Source organism: Bacteroides faecis MAJ27, assembly GCF_900106755.1.
Taxonomy (GTDB): domain Bacteria; phylum Bacteroidota; class Bacteroidia; order Bacteroidales; family Bacteroidaceae; genus Bacteroides; species Bacteroides faecis.
The window spans coordinates 120,999-144,348 of record NZ_FNNN01000001.1 but is presented as its reverse complement, the minus strand read 5'-3'; the positions used below and the strand labels follow the sequence as shown (position 1 = coordinate 144,348).

General features: G+C 42.9%; 15 protein-coding genes. 10 read left to right on the top strand and 5 right to left on the bottom strand.

Annotated features, from left to right (window positions below; all coding sequences use genetic code 11):
• Positions 1-174 precede the first annotated feature (174 nt).
• Positions 175-1,752 carry a glycoside hydrolase family 28 protein gene (locus tag BLW31_RS00415; protein ID WP_010536713.1) on the top strand — a complete coding sequence of 526 codons (1,578 nt, stop codon included), beginning with the start codon at positions 175-177 and terminating at the stop codon, positions 1,750-1,752.
• Positions 1,753-2,022: 270 nt separating this feature from the next.
• On the opposite strand, the gene BLW31_RS00410 is transcribed toward BLW31_RS00415, so the two are convergent.
• Entirely contained in the window at positions 2,023-6,372 is a 4,350-nt protein-coding gene (locus BLW31_RS00410) for a hybrid sensor histidine kinase/response regulator transcription factor (protein ID WP_010536714.1), read from the bottom strand.
• Between the two features lie 443 nt (positions 6,373-6,815).
• On the opposite strand from BLW31_RS00410, the gene mnmL reads away from it, so the two are divergent.
• From mnmL to nagB, 3 genes are read left to right on the top strand one after another with little or no spacing between them, the layout of a single operon-like run.
• Positions 6,816-7,790 (top strand): tRNA modification radical SAM protein MnmL/YtqA, encoded by a 975-nt coding sequence (gene mnmL, locus BLW31_RS00405; RefSeq protein WP_010536715.1) that lies wholly within the window; start codon positions 6,816-6,818, stop codon positions 7,788-7,790.
• A gap of 56 nt (positions 7,791-7,846) precedes the next feature.
• Positions 7,847-9,043 carry an FprA family A-type flavoprotein gene (locus BLW31_RS00400; RefSeq protein ID WP_010536716.1) on the top strand — a complete coding sequence of 399 codons (1,197 nt, stop codon included), beginning with the start codon at positions 7,847-7,849 and terminating at the stop codon, positions 9,041-9,043.
• A 51-nt stretch (positions 9,044-9,094) separates the two neighbouring features.
• A complete protein-coding gene (nagB, locus tag BLW31_RS00395; protein ID WP_010536717.1) occupies positions 9,095-9,907 on the top strand; it encodes a glucosamine-6-phosphate deaminase in 813 nt (270 codons plus the stop codon).
• Between the two features lie 129 nt (positions 9,908-10,036).
• On the opposite strand, the gene BLW31_RS00390 is transcribed toward nagB, so the two are convergent.
• The 4 genes from BLW31_RS00390 to BLW31_RS00375 form a co-directional block, all read right to left on the bottom strand.
• On the bottom strand, positions 10,037-10,651 hold the full coding sequence (locus BLW31_RS00390) for an L-threonylcarbamoyladenylate synthase (RefSeq protein ID WP_010536718.1): 615 nt from the start codon (positions 10,649-10,651) through the stop codon (positions 10,037-10,039).
• Positions 10,652-10,669: 18 nt separating this feature from the next.
• Entirely contained in the window at positions 10,670-13,186 is a 2,517-nt protein-coding gene (locus BLW31_RS00385; protein ID WP_010536719.1) for an AsmA family protein, read from the bottom strand.
• A 160-nt stretch (positions 13,187-13,346) separates the two neighbouring features.
• Entirely contained in the window at positions 13,347-15,344 is a 1,998-nt protein-coding gene (locus BLW31_RS00380; RefSeq protein WP_010536720.1) for a tetratricopeptide repeat protein, read from the bottom strand.
• Between the two features lie 45 nt (positions 15,345-15,389).
• Positions 15,390-16,175 carry a Cof-type HAD-IIB family hydrolase gene (locus tag BLW31_RS00375; RefSeq protein WP_010536721.1) on the bottom strand — a complete coding sequence of 262 codons (786 nt, stop codon included), beginning with the start codon at positions 16,173-16,175 and terminating at the stop codon, positions 15,390-15,392.
• A gap of 70 nt (positions 16,176-16,245) precedes the next feature.
• On the opposite strand from BLW31_RS00375, the gene BLW31_RS00370 reads away from it, so the two are divergent.
• The 6 genes from BLW31_RS00370 (at position 16,246) to BLW31_RS00345 (ending at position 23,287) form a co-directional block, all read left to right on the top strand.
• Positions 16,246-17,208 carry a ligand-binding sensor domain-containing protein gene (locus BLW31_RS00370; RefSeq protein WP_029425313.1) on the top strand — a complete coding sequence of 321 codons (963 nt, stop codon included), beginning with the start codon at positions 16,246-16,248 and terminating at the stop codon, positions 17,206-17,208.
• Positions 17,151-18,131, top strand: a complete 981-nt coding sequence (locus BLW31_RS00365; RefSeq protein WP_010536723.1) for a response regulator transcription factor — start codon at positions 17,151-17,153, stop codon at positions 18,129-18,131. The genes BLW31_RS00370 and BLW31_RS00365 overlap by 58 nt, the downstream gene beginning before the upstream one ends.
• 142 nt (positions 18,132-18,273) lie before the next feature.
• Positions 18,274-20,751, top strand: coding sequence for a beta-galactosidase (locus BLW31_RS00360; RefSeq protein ID WP_229035512.1), 2,478 nt, complete (start codon positions 18,274-18,276; stop codon positions 20,749-20,751).
• Positions 20,752-20,834: 83 nt separating this feature from the next.
• On the top strand, positions 20,835-22,004 hold the full coding sequence (locus BLW31_RS00355; RefSeq protein ID WP_010536725.1) for a MalY/PatB family protein: 1,170 nt from the start codon (positions 20,835-20,837) through the stop codon (positions 22,002-22,004).
• A 276-nt stretch (positions 22,005-22,280) separates the two neighbouring features.
• On the top strand, positions 22,281-22,598 hold the full coding sequence (locus BLW31_RS00350; protein WP_029425315.1) for a hypothetical protein: 318 nt from the start codon (positions 22,281-22,283) through the stop codon (positions 22,596-22,598).
• Positions 22,599-22,960: 362 nt separating this feature from the next.
• Positions 22,961-23,287 carry a hypothetical protein gene (locus tag BLW31_RS00345; protein WP_010536727.1) on the top strand — a complete coding sequence of 109 codons (327 nt, stop codon included), beginning with the start codon at positions 22,961-22,963 and terminating at the stop codon, positions 23,285-23,287.
• Positions 23,288-23,350: the final 63 nt, after the last annotated feature.

Here is a 23,350-nt window from a genome sequence, read left to right as displayed (position 1 = left end):
GTAAGGGAATATTCATAATATTTTCTGCTATGGCTTTTTTATGGACAATTCTTCGGATGCGTATTATTAGCAAATGAATGACGAACGACTATTTTTTACTCCTTATCTATCAATATTTGAACTTAATGGTAGTGTACTTCCATTATTTTTGTCGATAATATAAATTTTAAAAAGATGAATACACTTTTGAAAAAGGATTTGAGAGTTATGATGACAGGTATATTGATGTTTATATCATGCCTGGCTTATTCGAATCCGGGAAATGGAACTAAAGAGAAAGAAGATGTGTACAAGAATCTTCCGTTTTCGATGCCTGAAGTGAGCAAACCTTCCTTTCCCGATTATGAGGTTAATATCCGTGATTTCGGCGCACTCAGTGATGGTGTTACCTTGAATACAGAGGCGATAAACAATGCAATCAAAACGGTAAGCTCCAAAGGAGGAGGGAAAGTTATCATACCCGAAGGGTTATGGTTGACGGGGCCCGTTGTACTTTTGAGTAACGTTAATCTATATACTGAGAAGAATGCTCTTATTGTATTTAGCAGCGATACATCTCTATATCCCATCATCGAAGCTTCTTTCGAAGGGCTGGACACCAAGCGTTGCCAATCGCCGATTTCGGCAATGAATGCTGAGAATATAGCCATCACCGGCAGTGGTGTTTTCGACGGGGCAGGAGATAGATGGCGTCCGGTCAAGAAAGATAAGATGACGGAACGGCAATGGAAAAATCTGGTGAGTTCGGGTGGTAAAGTGGATGAGAATGGAAAGGTATGGTATCCTGATGCGGGTGCTTTGAAAGCCTCTGTACTTATGACCGGACAAAATAGCGGACAGAAAGAAATAACCGATGAAGAGTGGATTTACATGAAAAGCTGGTTGCGTCCTGTTATGCTGAGTATAGTAAAAAGTAAACGGATTCTGCTGGAAGGGGTGACTTTCAAGAATTCACCGGGCTGGTGTATCCATCCTTTGTCCTGCGAATCTTTGACTTTGAACGATGTGAAGGTATTCAATCCCTGGTATTCGCAAAATGGCGATGCGTTGGATGTGGAGTCGTGTAAAAATGTACTGGTCACTAATTGTTTCTTTGATGCGGGGGATGATGCTATCTGTCTGAAATCGGGTAAAGATGAGGATGGACGCAGGCGGGGGGAACCTTGTGAAAACGTGATTATTAAGAATAATACAGTTTTGCATGGGCATGGCGGATTCGTAATCGGCAGCGAAATGTCCGGTGGTGTTCGGAATGTATATGTATCGGGCTGTTCTTTCGTGGGCACAGATGTAGGTCTGCGGTTTAAGAGTACACGCGGACGTGGTGGCGTAGTGGAGAATATTTTCATAGATAATATCAATATGATTGATATTCCCAATGATGCTCTGACGATGGATTTGTATTATGCTGTCAATGACTCTCCGGAAACTCCGATACCGGATGTAAATGAGGAAACTCCTGTTTTCAGGAATATTTATATTTCAAATGTTCTTTGCAGAGGTGCGGGCCGGGCAGTCTATTTCAACGGACTGCCGGAAATGCCTCTAAAGAATATCCTTATCAAGAACATGACTGTAACTAATGCCAAGAAAGGTATTGTAATCAATCAGGCTTCTCAGGTAAATATGGAGAATATCAAAGTGGAGGATTCCGAGATTCCGGCCATACAGATAGAAAATGCTACAGGTGTCATTATTAACGGAAAAGAATATAAAAAGGATTCCGGAAAGATGCTACTTTCCGGAAATTAGTGGAACAAATAGATTCGGGACTGTTACTAATTTGTTGGAAATTAGTGATAAATACGTATTCTGCTAGTCAAAATCTTCTATGGTTTTGGTTGTTTTCTTTCGTCTCACCTGGGTGAGACGAAAGAAAACAACTGATTATGATGATTAATGAATACATATGGTCGGCTAATGTACCGTAATAGCACATTAGTTTATAACCGTACAATTCAGTTCATTCTTGTAGAGTCCGAAATTGTTCTTATATGGACTTTGCGGAAAGCCTTTCTTCTTTTATTTCTTTTCTTTATATTCGGAAGGCGTAATACCTACTATCTTCTTGAAGCATTTACTGAAATACTTCGGGTCATTGAAACCGGTCATATAGGCTACCTGTGAGAAATTATATTCCCCGCTGTCTATTAGCTGTGCTGCACGTTTGATGCGTACTTCACGTATGAAATCTACAGGAGTCAGGCCGATGATGGACTTTAGTTTTCGGTAGAAGATGGTACGGCTAAGCATCAGATGCTCTGCAAATTCGTCGATGGTCAGTTCGGCATTATCCATCTGTTCTTCTATGAACTCCATTACCTTTTGCATGAATTGCTCGTCATAAGGAGTAATCTGCGGTTGCGACGGGGTAAGAGCTTCTGCGACAGCTATTTTTTTTCCTTCCGTCAGTTTGGCCATATAGATTTCCTGCAAGGATTTGCGTTGGCGGAGCAGTGAAGCGATACGTGTTTTCAGATATGTAGCGCTGAAAGGTTTCGTGATATAGTCATCTACACCTTGCTCCAGTCCGGCAATCCGGTCATCCAAAGAGGCTTTTGCCGATAATACAATAATGGGAATGTGGCAGATGTTGTTGTTTTCTTTGATTTGCCGAATCATCTCGAGACCGTCCATAACCGGCATCATTACGTCACTGATGATAAGATCGGGTATATTATCAACTGCGTGTTGCAATCCTTTTTTTCCGTTCGGAGCGGTGATAACAGTGTAATTCTCAGATAAGATGTTCTTTAAGAAAGCTTTTAGTTCCTCGTTGTCCTCAACCACCAATATAGTAAACGTATCCGGAACCGTATTATTTACCATATCTTCTTTGTCTTCCGCTTCTGGTCTTTTCTCAGTCTGGAGGCAACTGTCCGGACGAGTAGCCGGACTTTGGCTGTCATTCAGAATAAATTCCACTTGACTATCTTGTTCGAAGACTTCTTTTTGGAGAGGCAGAGTTACCACGAAACGGCTTCCTGCTTCCGGTTCGCTTGTTACTTTGATTGTACCATGATGCATATCGACCATTTCTTTTACCAATGACAGACCGATGCCGGAAGACGGTTGGAGCATATTTTGTTGGGCTAGTGTTTCAAAGCGTTGAAACAAATTGCGTAGTTTAGTTGGTTCAATCCCGATGCCCTCATCCACAACAGAGATCGTCACTTTATCCATCCGTTTTGTCACTTCTATTATAATCGCCTTTTCAGCTGGTGTATATTTGAATGCGTTGGATATCAGATTAAAGAATATCTTTTCGAACTTATCGCGGTCTACCCATGCATATATTGACTTAAGTTCGCTCTCTAACCGGAAATTAATCTTCTTTTCTTCTGCAATCAAGCGGAAGTTGATCATTACTTTTTCAAGAAGTGGAATCAGGTCTGTCTTCTCCACAAGCACTTTCATCTTCTGATTCTGTATTTTGCGGAAGTCCAGAATCTGATTCATGAGACGTAACATACGTTCGGCGTTCTTTTGTACCACAGCCAGATGTTCACGGGCTGTGGCGGATAAATCTTCATTTTCCAGTACTTCATTGACCGGACTGCTGATCAGGGTCAGTGGTGTCCGAAGCTCGTGAGATATGTCGGTAAAGAAACGGAGCTTGATATTGGATAATTGTTGCTCGATATCTACTTGATGGCGTAAACGATAAATGTAAAAGAGTACATATACGATAGTACCTGTAAAGAGAATAAAGAGAATAAGGTAAAGAAGCCATGCCCAGCCCGTTTCCCAGAAAGTAGGCAGTACGTTGATAGATAAAGTGCGGATATTGTTCATCCATACGCCATCACTGTTGGTAGATTTGATTTGCAGTTTATAATTGCCATTCGGCAGGTTGATGTAGCTGGCAGAGCGATTTTTGTCCCCGTCATGCCATTCTTCTTCCAATCCTTTCAATCGATATGCGTAGCGGATTTCTTTAGAATCGACATAATCAAGTGCTGCAAACTGGAAAGTAACATTCCGCTGGGAAGGTTTAAGGCGTAATTCTTCCAGATCGTCAATGGCGATGACAGAAGATTGACCTTGCACTTTCAACCCGGTGAAGACGATAGGGGGAACATAGGTACTTTTCTGCATTTCTTTGGGAGAAATTTCAATGAAGCCTTTATCTGTACCGAATACAATTTGATTTCGTGCGTTGATCACTGGAGCTGCTTCTGAAAAACTGAATTCCTGGTGTAGAGAGTTCAGTCCATAATTTTCAAAAGCCTCTCTTTGTGTGTCGAACTTGGAAATTGCATTCTCGGAAAGGATCCATAAGTTACCTTGTTGGTCTTCTTGTATGGCCTGTACCAAGTCTGAAGCAAGGCCATCATCGGTTGTATATGTCTTGAACTCAATCTTATTGCTGAGTAGATTCTTGGACACGATTTGGCTGATACCTCCTGTAAAGCTGGCTATGTAGGTTCGTTTTTGCTTGTCAGTGTACGTATGCATCACATCGTTTCCGCTCAGGCTGGTACTTATTCCTGACTCGCAACAATTACGATAAAACTTGATTTCTTCCGGTCTCTCAAATTGATTGGAGAAAGTCAGTAGTCCGTTGGTTGTTCCTATCAACAGCACACCGCCCGGTGCTTCGGATATGTGGCGGACTTTTGAAGCGTAGCCGGTCGGGTAATTTTTCAACTCATTATCGCTGTGTATAAATTCTGTCTTTCCGTTCTTGTTGCAGGTCAGTAGATTGATTCCTCCACCGTAGCAGCCTATCCAGATACGTTTATGGCTATCTTGAAAAATGGAATATACACTGTTGCCGCTCAAACTGTATGGCATATTCGGTTGATGAGTGAATTGTTGTACGGAATAGGAATCCGGCGACTTTTTCTTTAACAGATAAATGCCGTTTTCTTTTGTTCCTATCCAGATATTGCCTTCATGGTCTTCAAGAAAGCAATATACACTTGTAAAGCTATGCTTGTCTTTGCTTATTTTTCCTTGTGGTGTCAGATAGCCTCCCAACTGTCCGTCCGGTTGGTACACTCTGATGACCTGTGCCTTCGAAGAAACCCACACCCTCTTTTCACTGTCGCATAAAAAAGCACGGGTCTCAAATCCATCGTCAATATGCACCAGATTATAAGTATGCGGGAAGAAAGATAATTTGTAAATGCCGCGTGCACTGGTCAGCCAGCAATTACCCTGATTGTCTAATGTATAAAAACGGACGAGCGGACTGAAAACAGACTTCGGATTGTTGCTGTCCTTCAGCATGGATTTCAGTTCTTTCTTTTCACGGTCATAATAAGACAGATTCCCTTCAGGAGGGAGAATCCACAACGTGTGTTGCTGGTCTTCAAAGATTACATTCTTGTTTTTCCGTTCATATCTGATCACTTCGTTGGCTGGTGTGAACAAATGCTGCATTTCCTCGGTAGATGGATTATAACGGATTACTCCTGTCGTTTTGGGGAATATCCATAGTTCCTTGTAATGGTCTTGATAAACAGACTGTACGACGCTGGAAGGTTGTGTTGATGTGCGTATATCAATTAACTGGAATTTTTTTTCTTTTATCTTATAAATAATCAGTCCGTTGTCTGTAGCCAGCAAAAGTGTATTGGAGTCAAATTTCTTGACTTCGTTAATCATCGAAACATGATAAGGAATCTCTATGAATTTGAATTGTCTGCTCTTAAAATTGTAAGAGGCCAATTTGTCCGATTGGGAAACTAAATAAATAATTCCATCCGCTTCTTTGATATATTGAAACGGGAAATCGCTGTCTACCTGCTTTTTCCCTACAATAGAAATACCTTTGTTGGTCAGTATCCATTCATCACCTTCGGAATCTTCAAAAACTGTATAGATTTTGTCTCCTTTTAGGTTTTGTTTAAAAGCACTGTATAAAGTAATTCCTTTCCCCTGTTTGCAAAGTTGATCGTCAATACGGACGGCGACACATTCATTTTGAAATGTGATCCAGGAAACACCTTTTGAGAGAGTATAAATATGGTCGGCATAATTGTTCACTATCATGGATTCTGCCACAGAGCTCAGGACATCGATAAACTTCTCCGTTTGGTTATCGAACATATACACACGTCCGTCATAGACTTGACACCAGATATCTCCATATTTAGTCTCCGCTATCTGGCTGATTCGATTGGTATTTAGAATATAAGCATCTTTATAGGATGTTTTATAGTTTTTGAATGTATACCCGTCAAATTTGTTCAGACCGTTCCAGGTTCCGAACCATAAAAATCCTTTTTTATCTTGTATAATAGTCTGGACTATTCCTTGTGACATTCCATCATTAACGGAATAATGTTTGATTTGATAGGTAGGTTGGGCTACTAGTATGCAATAATTGAGAAGAGAAATAAGGAGGAACAATATGTGTTTCATAATATTGGTGTTTTTGTTCGAACAAAAATAAGCAAAAGGATGGAAAACAAGAACTCCGGGCGGTACATTGAACAGATAATACGAAAGTTTGCCTATTTTTTCCTCTTTCTAGGTATCCTTTCGGCTTACTTATGCTAAAAATCCTCTTTACATTCTGTTTTTAGAACATAAAGAGGATAGTTTATTGACGAGAGTCGCATGGGGTATGGTGAGATGAAATCATAATTGGGGAATAATTGCACAAGACTTTCACAAGTATCCTCCCGTCAATGCTTAAAATCACACAAAACTAACTAAATACTTTCTGCTTTCGCAATAAATATTAATTTATCTTATGCACTTTATGTTTTTTTTAATATATTGAAGATATTTTGGGGCATCTTTCTGTAACTCGCTGTTTTTTCTTATGTTTGCCACACAAATAACAAATGAATTAAATAGATATGTCTCATCAAATACAATATAATGATTTTCCGACCTTTCTGCGAAAGTATTTTCCTTACAAAGTGCAGAAAATATCATTAAATGCCGGCTTTACTTGTCCTAATCGGGATGGAACAAAAGGATGGGGAGGTTGCACTTATTGCAATAACCAGACTTTCAATCCGGACTACTGTCGGACGGAAAAGTCAGTCGCTACCCAACTGGAGGAAGGGAAGTGTTTCTTTGCCCATAAATATCCGGAAATGAAATACCTGGCATACTTCCAGGCATATACCAATACTTATGCGGAATTAGAGGGATTAAAGCGTAAATACGAGGAAGCATTGCAGGTGGATGGGGTAGTAGGACTGGTGATCGGTACACGTCCGGATTGTATGCCGGAAGACCTGCTCCGTTATTTGGAAGAACTCAATAAGCATACTTTTTTGATGGTGGAATATGGCATAGAGAGTGTGAGTGATGAGACTTTGCGGCGCATCAATCGCGGACATACTTATGCGGATACAGTAGAAGCGGTTCAGCGTACTGCTGCCTGTGGTATATTGACAGGCGGACACATCATTCTTGGTCTTCCTGGAGAAACACATGACACAATGGTGGCGCAGGCAGGAATGCTTTCCGAACTTCCTCTGTCTACTCTCAAAATTCATCAGTTACAGTTAATCCGTGGTACTCGTATGGCGCATGAATACGAAGAAAACCCGACAGGCTTTCATCTGTTTAGGGAAGTAGACGAATATATTGACCTGGTAATTGATTATGTAGAGCATCTTCATCCGGATCTGGTGCTGGAACGTTTTGTCTCGCAGTCTCCCAAGGAATTACTGATTGCTCCGGACTGGGGGCTGAAGAATTATGAATTTGTAACTCGTTTGCAAAAAAGAATGAAAGAAAGGGGAGCTTATCAAGGTAAGAAGTACAGGGATTCAGAAAAAAGAGTTATTTTTGCGGAAGATAACTTCACCACAGAGTAAATCTCTGTTTTTAAGGGAATCATAGCTGGTGAGCAGAAATTAATTAAAGTTGAAGAATGGAACAGAAAACAAGAATTAAAGGAAATGTCCACTATGTGGGAGTGAATGACCGTAATAAACACCGTTTTGAGGCGTTGTGGCCATTACCCTATGGAGTTTCGTATAACTCTTATTTGATTGATGATGAAATGGTGGCGTTGGTGGATACTGTGGATATTTGTTATTTTGAAGTCTATTTGCGTAAAATCAAGCAAGTAATCGGTGAACGCCCTATTAACTATTTGATTATAAATCATATGGAACCGGATCACTCGGGCTCCATCCGATTGATTAAACAGCACTATCCGGATATTATCATTGTTGGTAATAAGCAGACCTTTGGCATGATTGAAGGATTCTATGGTGTGACCGGCGAGCAGTATCTGGTGAAAGACGGAGATTTCCTTGCCTTAGGCAAGCATATGCTTCGTTTCTATATGACTCCAATGGTGCACTGGCCTGAGACAATGATGACATTCGATGAAACAGACGGAATCCTTTTCTCCGGTGATGGATTCGGATGTTTTGGTACAGTGGACGGCGGATTTCTGGATACCCGTATCAATGTAGATAAGTATTGGGGGGAAATGGTTCGTTACTACTCCAATATCGTAGGCAAGTACGGTAGTCCGGTACAGAAAGCATTGCAAAAGTTGGGAGGACTGCCTATTACTACCATTTGTTCTACGCATGGGCCGGTATGGACAGAAAATATAGCCAAGGTGATCGGAATTTACGACCGTTTGAGCCGCTACGATGCGGATGAGGGGGTGGTGATCGCCTATGGCAGCATGTATGGAAATACGGAGCAGATGGCGGAAGCTATTGCTGAAGAACTCTCCGCACAGGGAATCAAAAATATCGTTATGCACAATGTGAGTAAAAGTGATCCTTCTTATATCATTGCGGATATTTTCCGTTATAAGGGTTTGATTATCGGTTCTCCCACATATAGCAATCAGATTTTCCCGGAAGTGGAATCGTTGTTATCGAAGATTCTGGTTCGCGAACTTAAGGGACGTTATCTGGGCTACTTCGGTTCCTTCACATGGGCAGGAGCTGCTGTGAAGCGTATGGCTGAATTTGCGGAAAAGAGCAAGTTCGAACTGGTGGGCGATCCGGTAGAGATGAAGCAGGCGATGAAAGACATTACCTATACCCAGTGCGAGAATTTAGCGCATGCGATGGCGGACCGTTTGAAGAAAGACCGTTAAAACGATGAGTGAGATAATTATTAATTGACTAACCTATAAAACAATCGACTTATGAGACTTATTATTCAGCCGGACTATCAGTCCGTATCTCAGTGGGCTGCACATTATGTTGCTGCAAAAATAAAAGCTGCCAATCCAACCCCCGAAAAACCATTTGTATTGGGCTGCCCTACCGGATCTTCTCCTTTGGGTATGTATAAAGCTTTGATCGACCTTAATAAGAAAGGAATTGTTTCTTTCCAAAATGTAGTAACATTCAATATGGATGAATATGTTGGTTTGCCGAAGGAACATCCGGAAAGCTACTATTCTTTTATGTGGAATAACTTCTTTGGTCATATTGATATCAAACCGGAGAATACAAATATTCTGAATGGTAACGCTCCTGACTTGGATGCAGAGTGTGCACGTTATGAGGAAAAGATTAAGTCTTACGGTGGCATTGATCTTTTCATGGGTGGTATCGGTCCTGACGGACACATCGCTTTCAACGAACCGGGTTCCTCACTGACTTCCCGCACTCGTCAGAAAACATTGACGATGGATACTATCATTGCTAATTCCCGTTTCTTCGACAATGACATCAATAAGGTTCCAAAGACTTCTCTGACAGTTGGAGTCGGTACGGTACTTTCTGCAAAAGAAGTGATGATCATTGTAAACGGACATAACAAAGCCCGTGCTTTGTATCATGCAGTAGAAGGTGCTATCACACAGATGTGGACTATCAGTGCATTGCAGATGCATGAAAAAGGTATCATCGTTTGTGACGATGCTGCTACTGTAGAACTGAAAGTGGGTACTTACCGTTACTTCAAAGATATTGAGGCTACACACTTAGATCCCGAATCTTTGATCAAGTAAGAGGATTTTAGGCACGGATGACGCGGATTAACACGGTTTTAGATACTCAACTTAATCTCTAAAAACCGTGAAATCCGCGTCATCCGTGCCTAATTTATATGTTTTCTATATGTTAACTGTTCCCCGATGCTAGATTTCTTCCAGCCATCCTTTTCCTTGTCGGACGATTTCCGGCTCGTCTTCTGTACATTTGACTACTGTCGAGGGTTCTATCCCTCCGATTCCTCCGTCGATAACTAAATCCACCATATCTCCGAATTTCTCGTCTATGAGTTCAGGGTCAGTCATGTATTCCAGGTCTTCATTTTCGTCATACGGCAGCGTGGTCGTCATGATGGGGGCATCCAATAACCGGGCAATCTCACGGATGATGTTATTGTCCGGCATGCGGATACCTACCTCTTTCCGGTTGCGGAAGATTTTGGGCAACCGGTTGGTTCCGTTCAGGATAAAGGTGAACGGACCGGGGAGATTATGCTTCATGAGCTTGAACTCGTTGTTGCCTACTTTGGCGTATTCGCTGATACTGCTCAGGTCATAGCAGATGATGGACAGATTGTTTTTGCGCGGATCGATTTCCTTGATACGGCAAATACGTTCGATGGCACGCTCTTTCAATCCGTGACAGCCGATGGCGTACATCGTATCCGTAGGATAGATGATCAGTCCGCCATCGTTCAGGATGTCGGTTACCCGTTGCAGGTCTTGCGGGTTGTTGTTTTTATCATACAGCTTCAGAAGCATAATCTCTTCTCCTTTCTTTTATTTGATTTTCTTCAAGAGTTCCAGAGCTTTCTCAGCGGCCTTTTCTGTAACCTTCTGTTTGATAGAATCTTTGTTTGCAGTGGTTGCAGAGTCGAGTCCCAGCTTTTCTCCTAATTTACTGATTGCTTCGTTGGCTACGGCTTCCACAGCTTGGTTTGCCATACTCTTGGTGTCGACACTGACCTTAGGAGAAGTGAATGAACCACCGATCTTTAAGTCGAGGGTCATCATTTTAGATATATTGCCGGCAGAGGCAGGAAGTTTGATTTTACCCGTATAGTCGATAGTCTGGTCAAGTCCTGTGCTACCGGAGAGATTCAGATTGTAGTCGCCCATCTTGATATCGAACGGCTGGGTTTCCACTCGTCCGTCTTTGATGGTGAAGTCCAGCGTCATATCCTTCACTTTCATCTCTTTCAGACTCGGCTGCTTGATGGCATCGGCTATCTGGTCAATCGCTTTCACGCCGCTTAGGCTGAGGTCGCGGGTAGACAGGCTGCCGTCTCCTTGCATGGTATCCAGTACCGGACTCATTGTGGCATCCAGATCAGTCAGTACGTTGATACTTCCGGAGAAGTTTCCTTTCAGGCTTTCGAAGATAGGAGCCAGTTGTTGTACCATGTCCAGTTCTTTGTAAGCTTGTGAGAAACTGAGGTTGGTCAGTTTGAACCCGGCTTTCATTTCCGGCTTCTTGGCGTTGGCGGTAGAATAATAACCGTTCATCACCACATTGCCACCCATAGTGCTCATAGAAAGATTCTTCATGTCCACTTTTCCGTCTTTCACCACAAGTTTACCATTCATATTGTTGAATGTCATCTTGTCAAATAATACTTGCTTCAGGTTGGCATCCATCTGGAAATCGATGTTCTTAGGAACTTCAACGATACCGGTAACAGTAGTGGAGTCTGTAGTTGCAGCGTCGGCAGTTGCAGTACTGTCTGCAGAAGCCGTCATGAAATCATTCAGATTAAAATAATTGGAATGAATGTTCAGCGTTCCTTTCAGCGTAGTACCTTTCAGGACGTAGCCGATATAATTTTCGAAACGACTGTCGGCGGTAATGTCATTCTTGCCGATGTTGACGGTTGTTTCACTTAGCTGCAGATACTTCGGAGTGAAGGTAAAGAGCGATTTCTTGATATCCACATCCGGCATATCCTGCATTTTCAGTTTCATATTGGTCAGGCCGATCGTTCCGGATGCTTTCATATTGTCATATTGCTCTTTTTCTATATAAGAAAGGCGTCCGGCCATCTGCATATCGGCATTGATGGTACCATTCAGTTCCATATCCCCCAGTGGATATACTTGTTTGATCATTCCCAGATCGAGTACTCCCTTTGCTTCAGCCTTGAAGTCAGGATCGCTGACCGGGGTTTTCACATCTGCAATCAAACTGAACGGATTGCCTGCCAGACGGAAACTGAACGGATTGATCTTGATAGTGGTCAGATCGATGTTTCCACCCGGATTCTGAACATTGGCACTGACATTGATCTGGTCGACTCCTGCCGGTAATGCCGGATAACGGAACATGGCGTTCTTGACTTGCATATCGATGTTGAAGGCAGGAACGGTGTCACCTTGTAGCATACCCTTTGCCGATGCGGTAAGAGTGGCGGTTCCGTCAGTTTTCAGGCTGGAGAATTCGGTTGCGTAGATAGCAGGAATCAACGAAAGAATTTCTTTGAATCCTACGTCATTCGTGTTTAGTTTCAGATCCATGTCGATCGCAGGATCTTTCAGTTCTACCCAGCCGTCGATACCTGCCTGGATAGCGTTGAGGCGGATAACATTATCTTTCAAAGTATACTTGTTGTTGGCAAGATCGGCATCCACATCCATTTTGGCGGAGATATTGGCATTTGCGAGGAATGGAATTCCATTCATCTTATAAGTCAGTGATTTAGTTTCAGCCTCTAATTTCAGAGTCGTGCGGTTACTGCCTAAATCTCCGGCACAAAGCGCATTGAAATCACGGATGTCAGCATACATTTTTCCTTGTTGATCATCATAGATCAGATTCATGTTCTTGATAACGAAACGTTGCAGCTTAATTTTGAAAGGAGAAGCTTCTTCTTCCGTGGCAGGTGTTTCCTGTGTAGCTGCTGTATCGGGTTTCATGATATCCCAGTTGGCACGTCCGTCCGGCAGAACGATGGCATGCAGGCGGGTATCTTCTATGAATACTTTGGAAATGTCATAGCCGCTGTCTCCGAAAAGAGAGAACAGATTGATGGTGGCGGTTACTTCTCCGGCTTGTACAAGCGTGTCATTGGCGAATTCTCCTGCACCTTTCAGCCAAAAATCTTCGAGAGTGACAGAAGCCTGTGGGAAGTTACGGAACAGGCTAATGTTAAGTTTCTTAAAGTCAAATTGTGCATTAAGCATCTTATTGCCTTCCGTTTTTACAATACCTGCTATCTTTCCCTGGAAGGCGAAAGGAAGGAGGAGCATCAGAATGATAATTACTCCTACGATGATAGCTGCGATTTTCAAACCTTTTTTCATTTGCTTTTCTTTTAAGAGTTTGACGTACATACGAAGGCAAAGTTAATAAAAAGTTTTTGATGTAAAGTGATATTCAGCAACTTTCACAATCGGAAGGCTTCTGAAGCATTTTGAGTGGGGAAAGAACTGTATCTTTTCCGAAAGGGATGTTTGTACTTATTTATGACTTCTTCTTTCTGAGTTCTTCCGCTATTCTCCATTGTATGGCGGCTTCTACCTCTTTTCCGGTTTTCAGCAGGGCGTCACCAAAAAGTTCATGTGCGCCGGCATGTTCAGGTTTCAGGCTGGTTGCCTTGTCCAGATCGGCTATGGCTCCTTCGGTATTTTCCAGTTTTAGTCTGAGTTTGCCACGGTTGTATACCGCTTTAAAGTTTGCCGGGTGGAGGCTGACAGCCGTATTGAAACAGTTTTCCGCATCAAAATACTCCTTGCTGTTGAGCAGGGTGATTCCTTTTCGTATCCAGGCGTCTATATAGTTAGGATCGAGACTAAGCGCCTTATCGTAATTGGCTATGGCGGCACGGGCGTCGTGAGCTTGGGTGATACACTCATTTCCCATCAACAGGTATTCGTGTGCATATTGTCGCAGACGTTCCTGCTGTTCCCGCATTTGTTCTTTCAGTTTTTTGTTCTGTTCCTGCAAAGTATTGATAATACCAAGTTTCCGGCGGATTAAACGGCGGGGAACAGGTTTTTCTATATCATAACGGGAGTGGATGGCGCGGAAGAATTGTTCCAGGCACTCTTCCATATCCCCTTTATCGAATGCACGTGCGGCAGCAGCGTATTGAACATCCGCTTGCGCCTGTTTTAGTGCCTTGTCAATAGCTTGCCGGTCGTTGAACCGTCCGGCAAAGTTTACAATCTCCGGTCGTACAAAGATATCTGCCCGGTGGATAGGCTTTTTGAGCTGGATACCATCCAGTGAGGTACAGCGGCTGAGGGCTACATACGCCTGTCCGCCGGCAAACACCCCTCCTGTGAAGTCAATGACTACACGGCTGAAAGTCAGTCCCTGACTCTTGTGAACGGTAATGGCCCAAGCCAGCCGGATAGGGTATTGTGTGAAACTGCCTAGGACTTCTTCTTCAATCTCTTTCGTCTTTTCGTTGTAGCGATAGCGGATGTTACGCCATGATTCCCGTTTTACATCACATTCTTTGCCGTCATCGGTGATGACGTATATCGTTTCTTCTTCCTCGTCGATACCGGCGATCACTCCGATAGTGCCGTTTACCCATCGGCGGTCGAAATCATTCTTGATAAAGATGATTTGAGCACCCGTTTTTAAGACGAGTTCTTGTGAGGTTGGCAGACTGCTTTCAGGGAAATCTCCTTCAATGTTTCCCTCAAAAGTGATCGGATCACCCGCAAGTTCAGTCAGTTTCTTTTCATTGATCGAATCGACTGTATCCCTTCGGGTGGCAAGTGTGATGTACATATCGGCTTCCGATTCCTCTATATGACTTCCGTATCGGGTGTTCAGCAGCTGAAGATCAGCGGCTCCGGCAGTGTTGGTACGGATATGGTCGAGAACGCTGACAAAAACGGGGTCAGTCTGTCGGTACACTTTCTGAAGTTCGATGGATACCAGGTCGATCTGGCTGAATACTTTTGCAGAGAAGAAGTACGGAGTAGGGTAGGCACGGTTCAGAATCTCCCGCTCATCGTTTTTAACTACAGGTTCCAGCTGGAAAACATCACCTACCAATAATAACTGTTTTCCGCCGAAAGGTTCCCGTAAGTTATGAGAATATACGCGTAAAATACGGTCGATAGCATCAATGATGTCCGCCCGTACCATCGAGATTTCGTCTATGATGACCAGTTCTATTTGTTCCAACAGCTTCCGGTGCGGTTTGGTATACTTGAAGAACTCATGGATGCGTCCTCTCTGAAGACTTAAGTTCGGATCATCCGGCAGTAACGGATAGAAAGGGAGTTTAAAGAAACTGTGCATTGTACTCCCTCCGGCATTGATGGCGGCAATACCGGTAGGTGCGAGTACAACATGTTTCTTTCTGGTATGTTCGCAGACGTAACGTAGGAATGTAGATTTACCTGTACCCGCTTTTCCGGTCAGGAAAACCGACTGGCGGGTATATTGGATAAGGTTCAGGGCGTCCTGAAAAGCTGCGTTATTAATGTCTACGCTCATAAAACTTGTGACGGATAGGCAGAGATACCGACCGGATAAATAAAATTAGATAATACCGAAATGTTTCATAGCCTTACTGATGCCGTCCTCATCAATGGGGACTGTCACATAATCAGCTGCGGCTTTTACATCCTCTTTGGCCTGTCCCATGGCAACCCCGATAGCTGCATGACGAAGCATGCTGATATCATTTCCTCCGTCGCCGAATGACATCGTTTCTTCCAGCCTGATACCGAAATACCGGATTATTTCGTCAATGCCTTTCTGTTTGGTGTCGCCTTTGGCTGTGACATCCGCGAAGGCCGGATACCAGCGTCCTATTTCACACGTCGGTATAGAGGGAAGCACCTCTTTTTCTTCTTCTTCCGTGATGAAAGGAGTCATCTGGATTACTTCTTTATTGCTTGCTTCTTCAAACGAAACCGTTGGGATGACATTGACATGCAGGAAGTCATAAAAAATCTTCTTCACCATCTCATTCGGCTGACAAACAGAGATGTTGTGTTCCTCCACGAAGATGCAGGGTACTCCTTTCTTTTCGCAGAAAGCAGCCATTGCCTTTACTTCTTCCTGCGGAATGGCACTTTTGTAAATCACCTCTTCTCCGACAAAGCAATAGGCCCCGTTCATGGTTATATATCCATCGATAAGGTTCCGGTCCTGCAATTCGGAAAGATTGTTGATAATCGCTTTCGGACGTCCGGTAGCGATAAATATTTTAAGCCCTTTTGCGTGGGCGGCTTCCAATGCCTCAATAGTAGAAGACGGGATACGATGTGTTTCGAAACTAACCAGCGTTCCGTCTATATCAAAAAATAAAGCTTTCGTCATAGATTCCTTTTTGAATTGAGTACAAATGTACTATTTTTGTAGGAGTAAAACGAATATATACTTGAATATTATGATAAAACACATGTTGGTTTCCCTCTTGCTGTTGCAGCTATGTATCTCTTCTTATGCCCAGATAGAAAGGACACGTGAGTTTGTGAACTTCGATAAGGGAGGAGCATTTGTCCACTGTTTTTTTCAGGACGAGAAAGGCGTTATATGGATGGGGACTTCCAACGGATTGAGTATGTTTGATGGTCAGAAAGTATGCAGACACAAGGTGCTGGATGGCAGTGACGTTTTAAAAGGAACTTTCATTTATTGTACGCTGAAACAAGATGATGTCCATTTTTATTTGGGAACAGAAAAAGGACTTTATTTGCTGGATCTGAAGTCAGATACGTGTCAGTTGCTTTCTTCTCCCACTATGTCCATAAGAGCCATTGAGCAGATGAATGACTCGGTCATTCTGTTAGGCACATTGAACGGTCTCATTAAATATGATACCGGGCGGAATACGTTTCAGCCCGTCGATAAAATACCTCAATTGCCTACTAATCCGATTGTCAGGCTGGACAAAAGTCGCTTCCTTATTGCCAACTATCAAGGGCTGTACCTTTATGATGAATCCGCAGATACTTATGAATATTTGTCTGTGCCTTCCGAAGAATCTTCTTTAATACTTTCATTAGAAGTCGATTCCGCTAACCGGTGGGTATGGATAGGCAGGGAGAACGGACTGTGGAAATATGATATTTCGTCGGGGAAGTTTACCCGCATCACACCGTTCCCCCATACTCCTGTTAAGAATATGCACATCAGTGCTGATGGCTTGTTGTGGCTGGGTACGGACAATGGATTGTATATCTATGATGAAAGTTTGAATCGTTATGAGCATGCGGTTCATAGTTCTCAGAATACGAAATCACTGGTAAACAATATAATATGGCATATTTTTGAGGACAGGGATGGGAATATATGGCTGGGTACAGGATCGGGCATTTCTCTGTATTACAATTCGCATATGGTGGAATAAACAGATTTGACTATGCGACGGAAACCTTTGAGAATTATCAGATAGCAGATTCTACACATACCCGGAATGCAAACTGGACTTACTATATCAATGGCGATAATCATAGTAATTTATATCTGGTAGCTTATTGCGGAGGAGTTTTCGTAGTCAATAAAGAGAAACTGCTTTCCCAAAAAGGAAAACTGTATGTGGCAGATGAGAATTATTATCATCACTCGGGAGAGAATAGCCTGCATAATGCCGAATGCCTGTTGGCCTACAATGGCAAGAAAGGGATGGAGATGGCTCTGCAGTATTCTCCCGATGTGATCATTGCGGACATTATGATGCCTGTAATGAACGGGGTAGAGATGGTAAAGCAACTGAAGGCGAACCTGACGACATCTACTATCCCTGTAATCATGCTGACGGCAAAAGATGACAAGAAGACCGAATATAATCTGTTGTCACTGGGAATCGAGGCATTTATCTCCAAGCCTTTTGATATCAAAGAGCTGGTAGCGCATATCGATAGGATTCTCCGTAATAAGTACCGGTTAGTGCGTAAACTGAAAGAGGAAGGCATTTCTTTGGAAACAGATACGGTAATCACAGAATCTCCGGATGAGAAGTTCCTGACTTACATAACGGAGGTCATTGAGCAAAATCTTTCAAACTCCGATTTGAATGTAACCAGACTGTCAGAACTGTCAGGTTATCATTCAAAACAGATTTATCGCCGTGTCAAACAACTGACCGGCTATACCACAGTTGAATATATAAAAGGTATACGGATGAAAAAGGCTGCGATGCTTCTTGCCAAGAAACAGTTTATGATTTCGGAAGTCATGTATATGGTCGGTTTTTCCGACTCTTCTTATTTCTCCAAATGCTTTGTGGAGAAATACGGAAAAACTCCCAGACAATACATGGAAAATATGTAAGGATGGGCTTTTGTCTGAAAAGTACCCTTGGCTGTCCATTTCCTTTTGTCTTTTTTCATTTTGTTTTGCTATCCGTTCATTTTCTCCTCTTCGGGGGAGTTATTTAGGCATACCTTTGTGATGTAACTAAAAATGACGTATTATGAATTTTCGATTATCCCGATTGCTACTGCTTTGCATAAGCTTGTTAATGAGTACGTATGTATGGTCGCAAAAAGACTATACAGTTGTTTTGCCAAAGGAATCTCCACTGATAGAAGGACATTTGAAACAGGGGACTCACCTTTCTCCTTCCGGTCATTCCTTCTCTTTGAACAACCTGTATTATCTGAAAGACGGGCAACCCTGGTATCCTGTAATGGGTGAGATTCATTACGGTCGTGTTCCCCGTGCCGACTGGGAAGAATCCATCCTGAAAATGAAAGCATCCGGGGTAACTGTCATAGCGACTTACGTCTTCTGGAACTATCATGAAGAAAAGGAGAATACGTATATTTGGGAAGGTAATAAGGATTTGCGTCATTTTCTGGAACTATGTCATCAGCATGGCATGTATGTGTGGCTGCGAATCGGACCGTGGTGTCATGGTGAGGTTCGTTACGGTGGTTTTCCCGATTGGCTGATGGGCATTGAGGGAGGAGTGCGTAAAGATAATCCGGTTTATCTGAAACATGTGGAGCGGTTTTTCAATGAAATAGGCAAACAGGCGGAAGGAATGTACTTTAAGAATGAAGGTCCCGTCATCGGCTTGCAGATCGAGAACGAATATCGTTTTGATAGCAGAACGCGGTTAAATCATATGCTGAACCTGAAGCGGATAGCCATACAATCCGGCATGGATGTTCCTTATTATACAGCTACCGGCTGGCCTAAGTCGGATTTGAAGCAGACCGAGCTGATTCCTGTCTGGGGAGGATATCCCGAAGCTCCCTGGAGTTCAAAAGTCACCGAACTGGCTTTGTCACGAAATTACTTGTTCAGTTCCTGGGCTAGTGATCCTGCTGTGGGCGCCGATTTGCTGGGCGAGCAGGAAAATACGACGTCCAAAGGACTTCAATATCCTTATAGCACAGCCGAGATGGGAGGAGGAAATCAGATCACTTACCATCGCTGTCCTGTGATCGCTGCCAAAGATGTGGTAGCCCAGAGTTATGTCAAAGTAGGTTCGGGAGCTAATATGATGGGATATTATATGTATCATGGCGGCTCCAATCCCATAGGCAAATACAGCACGCTGCAAGAATCGAAAGCAACCAAATACCCCAACGACTATCCGATTATCAATTACGATTTTAATGCACCGATAGGAGAGTGGGGGCAATTGAATGAATCATATTACGATCTGAAAACTCTGCATGCCTTCCTGAATGATTTCGGACCGCACCTGGCAACTACAGTGACTACTTTCCCCGACAAACGTCCGTTGAAACCGGGTGACAATGAAACGTTGAGAATGAGCGTGCGCAGTCATGGAAATAGCGGTTATGTTTTTATCAATAACTATCAGCGTTTGCTGGAAATGAAGGATTTAAGTGATATTCGTATCCGTATTCAGCAGCAAGGCGGTACAGAATTGCTTTTCCCGCCACTGAACATCGCATCCGGCGAGCAACTGATTATGCCTTTCAATATAGACATTAACGGGCATTTACTGCATTATGCAACGGTTCAGCCACTCTATATTCTGAAAAACAAGGTGCCGACTTACGTGTTTCTTTCTCATCCGGCCACTGCTTCAGAGCTGGTTTTCTCTGCCGGTCAGTTGAAGAAAGTGATGATGGATGGTCGTCCGGTAAAGAATACAGGCGATAAATACCTCTTGAAGTGCGGACAGGAAAAAGAACATCTGATCGTGTTGTCGGCAGTGAATGGCAGGCAGACTAAAATTCTGCTGCTGACTCAGGAGCAAGCCCGTAGGAGCTGGAAGATACAGAAAGGGAATGAAGATCTCTTATGTATCACTTCTTCGCAGGTCATTCCTTCTTCGGAAGAAATAACCGTTCGCAATGTCGACAGGAATCAATTTGAAATGCAGATATATCCGGCGGACAGCCGCTGGAAAGTCCGGGAGGGAATCAGTGTGAAGAAACGTAAGCAGGGAGAATTTCAAGTCATTCGTTTTGAAGTTCCGGCAGTTCCCTTACAGGTCTCTTGCCGGAAAGAGCAGAACCCGGACTCTTATGTTCCGCAGCAACCGGTTTATCCTGAAGACAACAGATTGAAAGAAACTCCTGAGTCTTGTCCGGGACCTCAGTATTTTGTGAATTTCAAGCCTGTCCCCTCATCATTGTATTATGCGGTTAGTGTTCCTCAGTTGCCTGTTTCCGTGAAAAATGCCTATTTGATGATAGACTATACGGGAGATACCGGAGCTCTGTATAATAAAGGTGCATTGATAGCCGATGATTACTATTGGGGAGGTCCTATGATGTTTGACACCGGCAGAATGAAGCGGCAGGGCAGTCAGGAATATTTATTGCAGATAATTCCCTTTGCACCGGAAGTGAATATTTATCTGGACCCATCTGTCAGAAAGAAGTTAGAGTTATCTTCGCAAGGCGTCCGGTCGATACGCATAGCTCCGGTATATGATGTGAAATTTGACAGACCGGCAGGATAGAAAACGTCTGTTACAGAGTTTTAAGATACAAACTCAGAGTTTTTGTGTACTTTTGCTTCAAGATTCATAAAAACTTATGCAGTATGAACTATAATTTTGATGAAATAATAGACCGTAACGGTACGGATTCCGTAAAATGGGATGCCGTACAAGGACGTTGGGGACGTAATGATTTGATTCCGATGTGGGTGGCCGATATGGATTTTCGTACGGCTCCTTTTGTTATCGAGGCTTTAAAGAAACGTCTTGATCATGAAGTGTTGGGGTATACCTTTGCTTGCAAAGAGTGGGCGGAATCCATTGTCAACTGGCTGAAAGAACGGCATGGCTGGGAGATTCGTGAAGAAATGCTGACGTTTACTCCCGGTATTGTCCGTGGACTGGCTTTTGCTATCCATTGCTTCACGGAGAAAGGAGATAAAGTGATGGTGCTGCCTCCTGTGTACCATCCTTTCTTCCTAGTGACGCAGAAGAATGAACGTGAAGTGGTATTCAGTCCGCTGGTGCTGAAAGAGGGACAATATCATATTGATTTTGACCGTTTCCGTAAAGATGTACAAGGATGTAAACTGCTTATTCTAAGCAATCCCCATAATCCGGGCGGACGGGTATGGACGAAAGAGGAATTGTCACAGATTGCTGATATCTGCTACGAAAGCGGTACCTTGGTGATTTCTGACGAGATTCATGCCGACCTGACTTTACCTCCTTACAAGCATCCTGCCTTTGCCTTGATTTCGGAGAAAGCGCGAATGAATTCACTTGTATTTATGTCTCCGAGCAAGGCATTCAATATGCCCGGACTGGCAAGCTCTTATACAATCATCGAGAATGACGAGCTTCGTCACCGGTTTCAGGTATATATGGAAGCTGGCGAGTTTAGCGAAGGACACTTGTTTGCTTATCTCAGTGTAGCGGCGGCGTACAGTCATGGTACTGAATGGCTGGATCAGGTCATAGCTTATATAAAAGCAAATATTGACTTTACCGAAAATTATCTGAAGGAACATATTCCTGCCATCAGAATGATCCGTCCGCAAGCATCTTACCTTATCTTTTTGGATTGCCGCGAACTGGGATTGAATCAGAAAGAACTGAACAACCTGTTTGTGGAAGATGCTCATTTAGCTTTGAATGAAGGAACGACTTTCGGCAAAGAGGGTGAAGGATTTATGCGGTTGAATATCGCTTGTCCACGTGCTACGCTGGAGAAAGCTTTGAAGCAACTGGAGCAGGCGGTCAACAATAGATAGCAGTATTGCTGAATGTCTCGCATAAACCTAATTATAATTATTATGTAGTAGAAACATGGTGTTTCTGCTGCATAATCTTTATTTTAGCAAATATAGACTTCGATTCCTGACAAATACCTCACAAAAATATGCAGACACTCCACTGCCTGACTACGGAGAAGGGCGATAATGTATTTGATAACCATTTTAACTTATAACGATTATGCGGATATTTTTCCTGATATTTATACTTGCCTATGTAGGAGGCAATGTCTCATATTTATCCGTGCTTTACAGATGCTCTCCGGTTTCTCACTGGGGATGAAGGTGCTGCTGTCTGTCATCTACTGGATGGTAGCGTTCTCGCTGGTAATCGCTATGCTGACCCGTCACATTGATATGCCTGTTCTATTGTCGAAATCCATGTTTCACATCGGTTCGGCATGGCTGGTATTTACCTTGTATATGATTTTTGCTTTATTGATAGCCGATGTGACGAAGTTGTTTGTACCATCGCTGAATCACGGTTTCTATTATGCGTTGGGAGTTACTTGCTGTCTGCTTATCCAGCGGATTATCTTTGTGAGGACCTCCTTTCAGAATAGGGACGAATAGCGATATGGCAGTATTCCAACTAAATCAGATGGCAAAATAGTACTCACCAAAGTTTCAATATCGGAAAATATAACTATATTTGTGGCGTATCTCTGCAAAGGAGCTACGCTTTTTTATTTTGGGGATAGCGTATTTATTATCTGTTTCGCAAATCTGGTAAATTTGAAGCTCGCAGATAATAAGTAACCATTCTCCACGTCTCTGTTGTATATATATATGTTATATGCCTCATGGGTGTGGAGCTATTGCTTATTATTCGAGTACGGCCCTACCAGAGCCAGCGAGGGGTAATGTGGTAATAGTTTCCACGCTTTTCTTTTGAAAGCGTGCGGAAATACACACAAATAAAAAAACAAATAATTATGGATGACCCTACTTGTTCCGGTACCTGCTTGATGAAGACTGATTTGCAGAACACCACCGATAAACTTGCCTTTCTTAAAGACAACTGGCCCAGCTTTGGACAAATTGAAAGTATTGATGAGTCGTCAAAACAGGATCTTAATTGCACACTTTGTTTCCTTAATGTCCTTATTGATGAGTTTGTAGATGATGCATCACCCTGCTCGGATCGTGTTATGGCCCGTTTGGTATTGACACGGGAATATGTTCAGAATGCTATAGAAATCATAAAATTGAAAGAATTACAAACAGAACAAACGAAGTCGAATGAAGAGGAAATCGGTTGAACTTAACTCTGTTTCAACTAATTTATCTCTCCCAATAGATTTAATATGAGTTTTGCTCCCATG

Bases quoted from the DNA above. Each gene is read 5' to 3' on its own strand.
- BLW31_RS00360 (WP_229035512.1), top strand. From the start codon at position 18,274: ATGAATTTTCGATTATCCCGATTGCTACTGCTTTGCATAAGCTTGTTA.
- BLW31_RS00345 (WP_010536727.1), top strand. From the start codon at position 22,961: ATGGATGACCCTACTTGTTCCGGTACCTGCTTGATGAAGACTGATTTG.
- BLW31_RS00385 (WP_010536719.1), bottom strand. From the start codon at position 13,186: ATGAAAAAAGGTTTGAAAATCGCAGCTATCATCGTAGGAGTAATTATC.
- BLW31_RS00390 (WP_010536718.1), bottom strand. From the start codon at position 10,651: ATGCTTCTGAAGCTGTATGATAAAAACAACAACCCGCAAGACCTGCAA.
- BLW31_RS00350 (WP_029425315.1), top strand. From the start codon at position 22,281: ATGCTCTCCGGTTTCTCACTGGGGATGAAGGTGCTGCTGTCTGTCATC.
- BLW31_RS00400 (WP_010536716.1), top strand. From the start codon at position 7,847: ATGGAACAGAAAACAAGAATTAAAGGAAATGTCCACTATGTGGGAGTG.
- BLW31_RS00380 (WP_010536720.1), bottom strand. From the start codon at position 15,344: ATGAGCGTAGACATTAATAACGCAGCTTTTCAGGACGCCCTGAACCTT.
- nagB (WP_010536717.1), top strand. From the start codon at position 9,095: ATGAGACTTATTATTCAGCCGGACTATCAGTCCGTATCTCAGTGGGCT.
- BLW31_RS00365 (WP_010536723.1), top strand. From the start codon at position 17,151: ATGGCTGGGTACAGGATCGGGCATTTCTCTGTATTACAATTCGCATAT.
- mnmL (WP_010536715.1), top strand. From the start codon at position 6,816: ATGTCTCATCAAATACAATATAATGATTTTCCGACCTTTCTGCGAAAG.
- BLW31_RS00375 (WP_010536721.1), bottom strand. From the start codon at position 16,175: ATGACGAAAGCTTTATTTTTTGATATAGACGGAACGCTGGTTAGTTTC.
- BLW31_RS00370 (WP_029425313.1), top strand. From the start codon at position 16,246: ATGATAAAACACATGTTGGTTTCCCTCTTGCTGTTGCAGCTATGTATC.
- BLW31_RS00410 (WP_010536714.1), bottom strand. From the start codon at position 6,372: ATGAAACACATATTGTTCCTCCTTATTTCTCTTCTCAATTATTGCATA.
- BLW31_RS00355 (WP_010536725.1), top strand. From the start codon at position 20,835: ATGAACTATAATTTTGATGAAATAATAGACCGTAACGGTACGGATTCC.
- BLW31_RS00415 (WP_010536713.1), top strand. From the start codon at position 175: ATGAATACACTTTTGAAAAAGGATTTGAGAGTTATGATGACAGGTATA.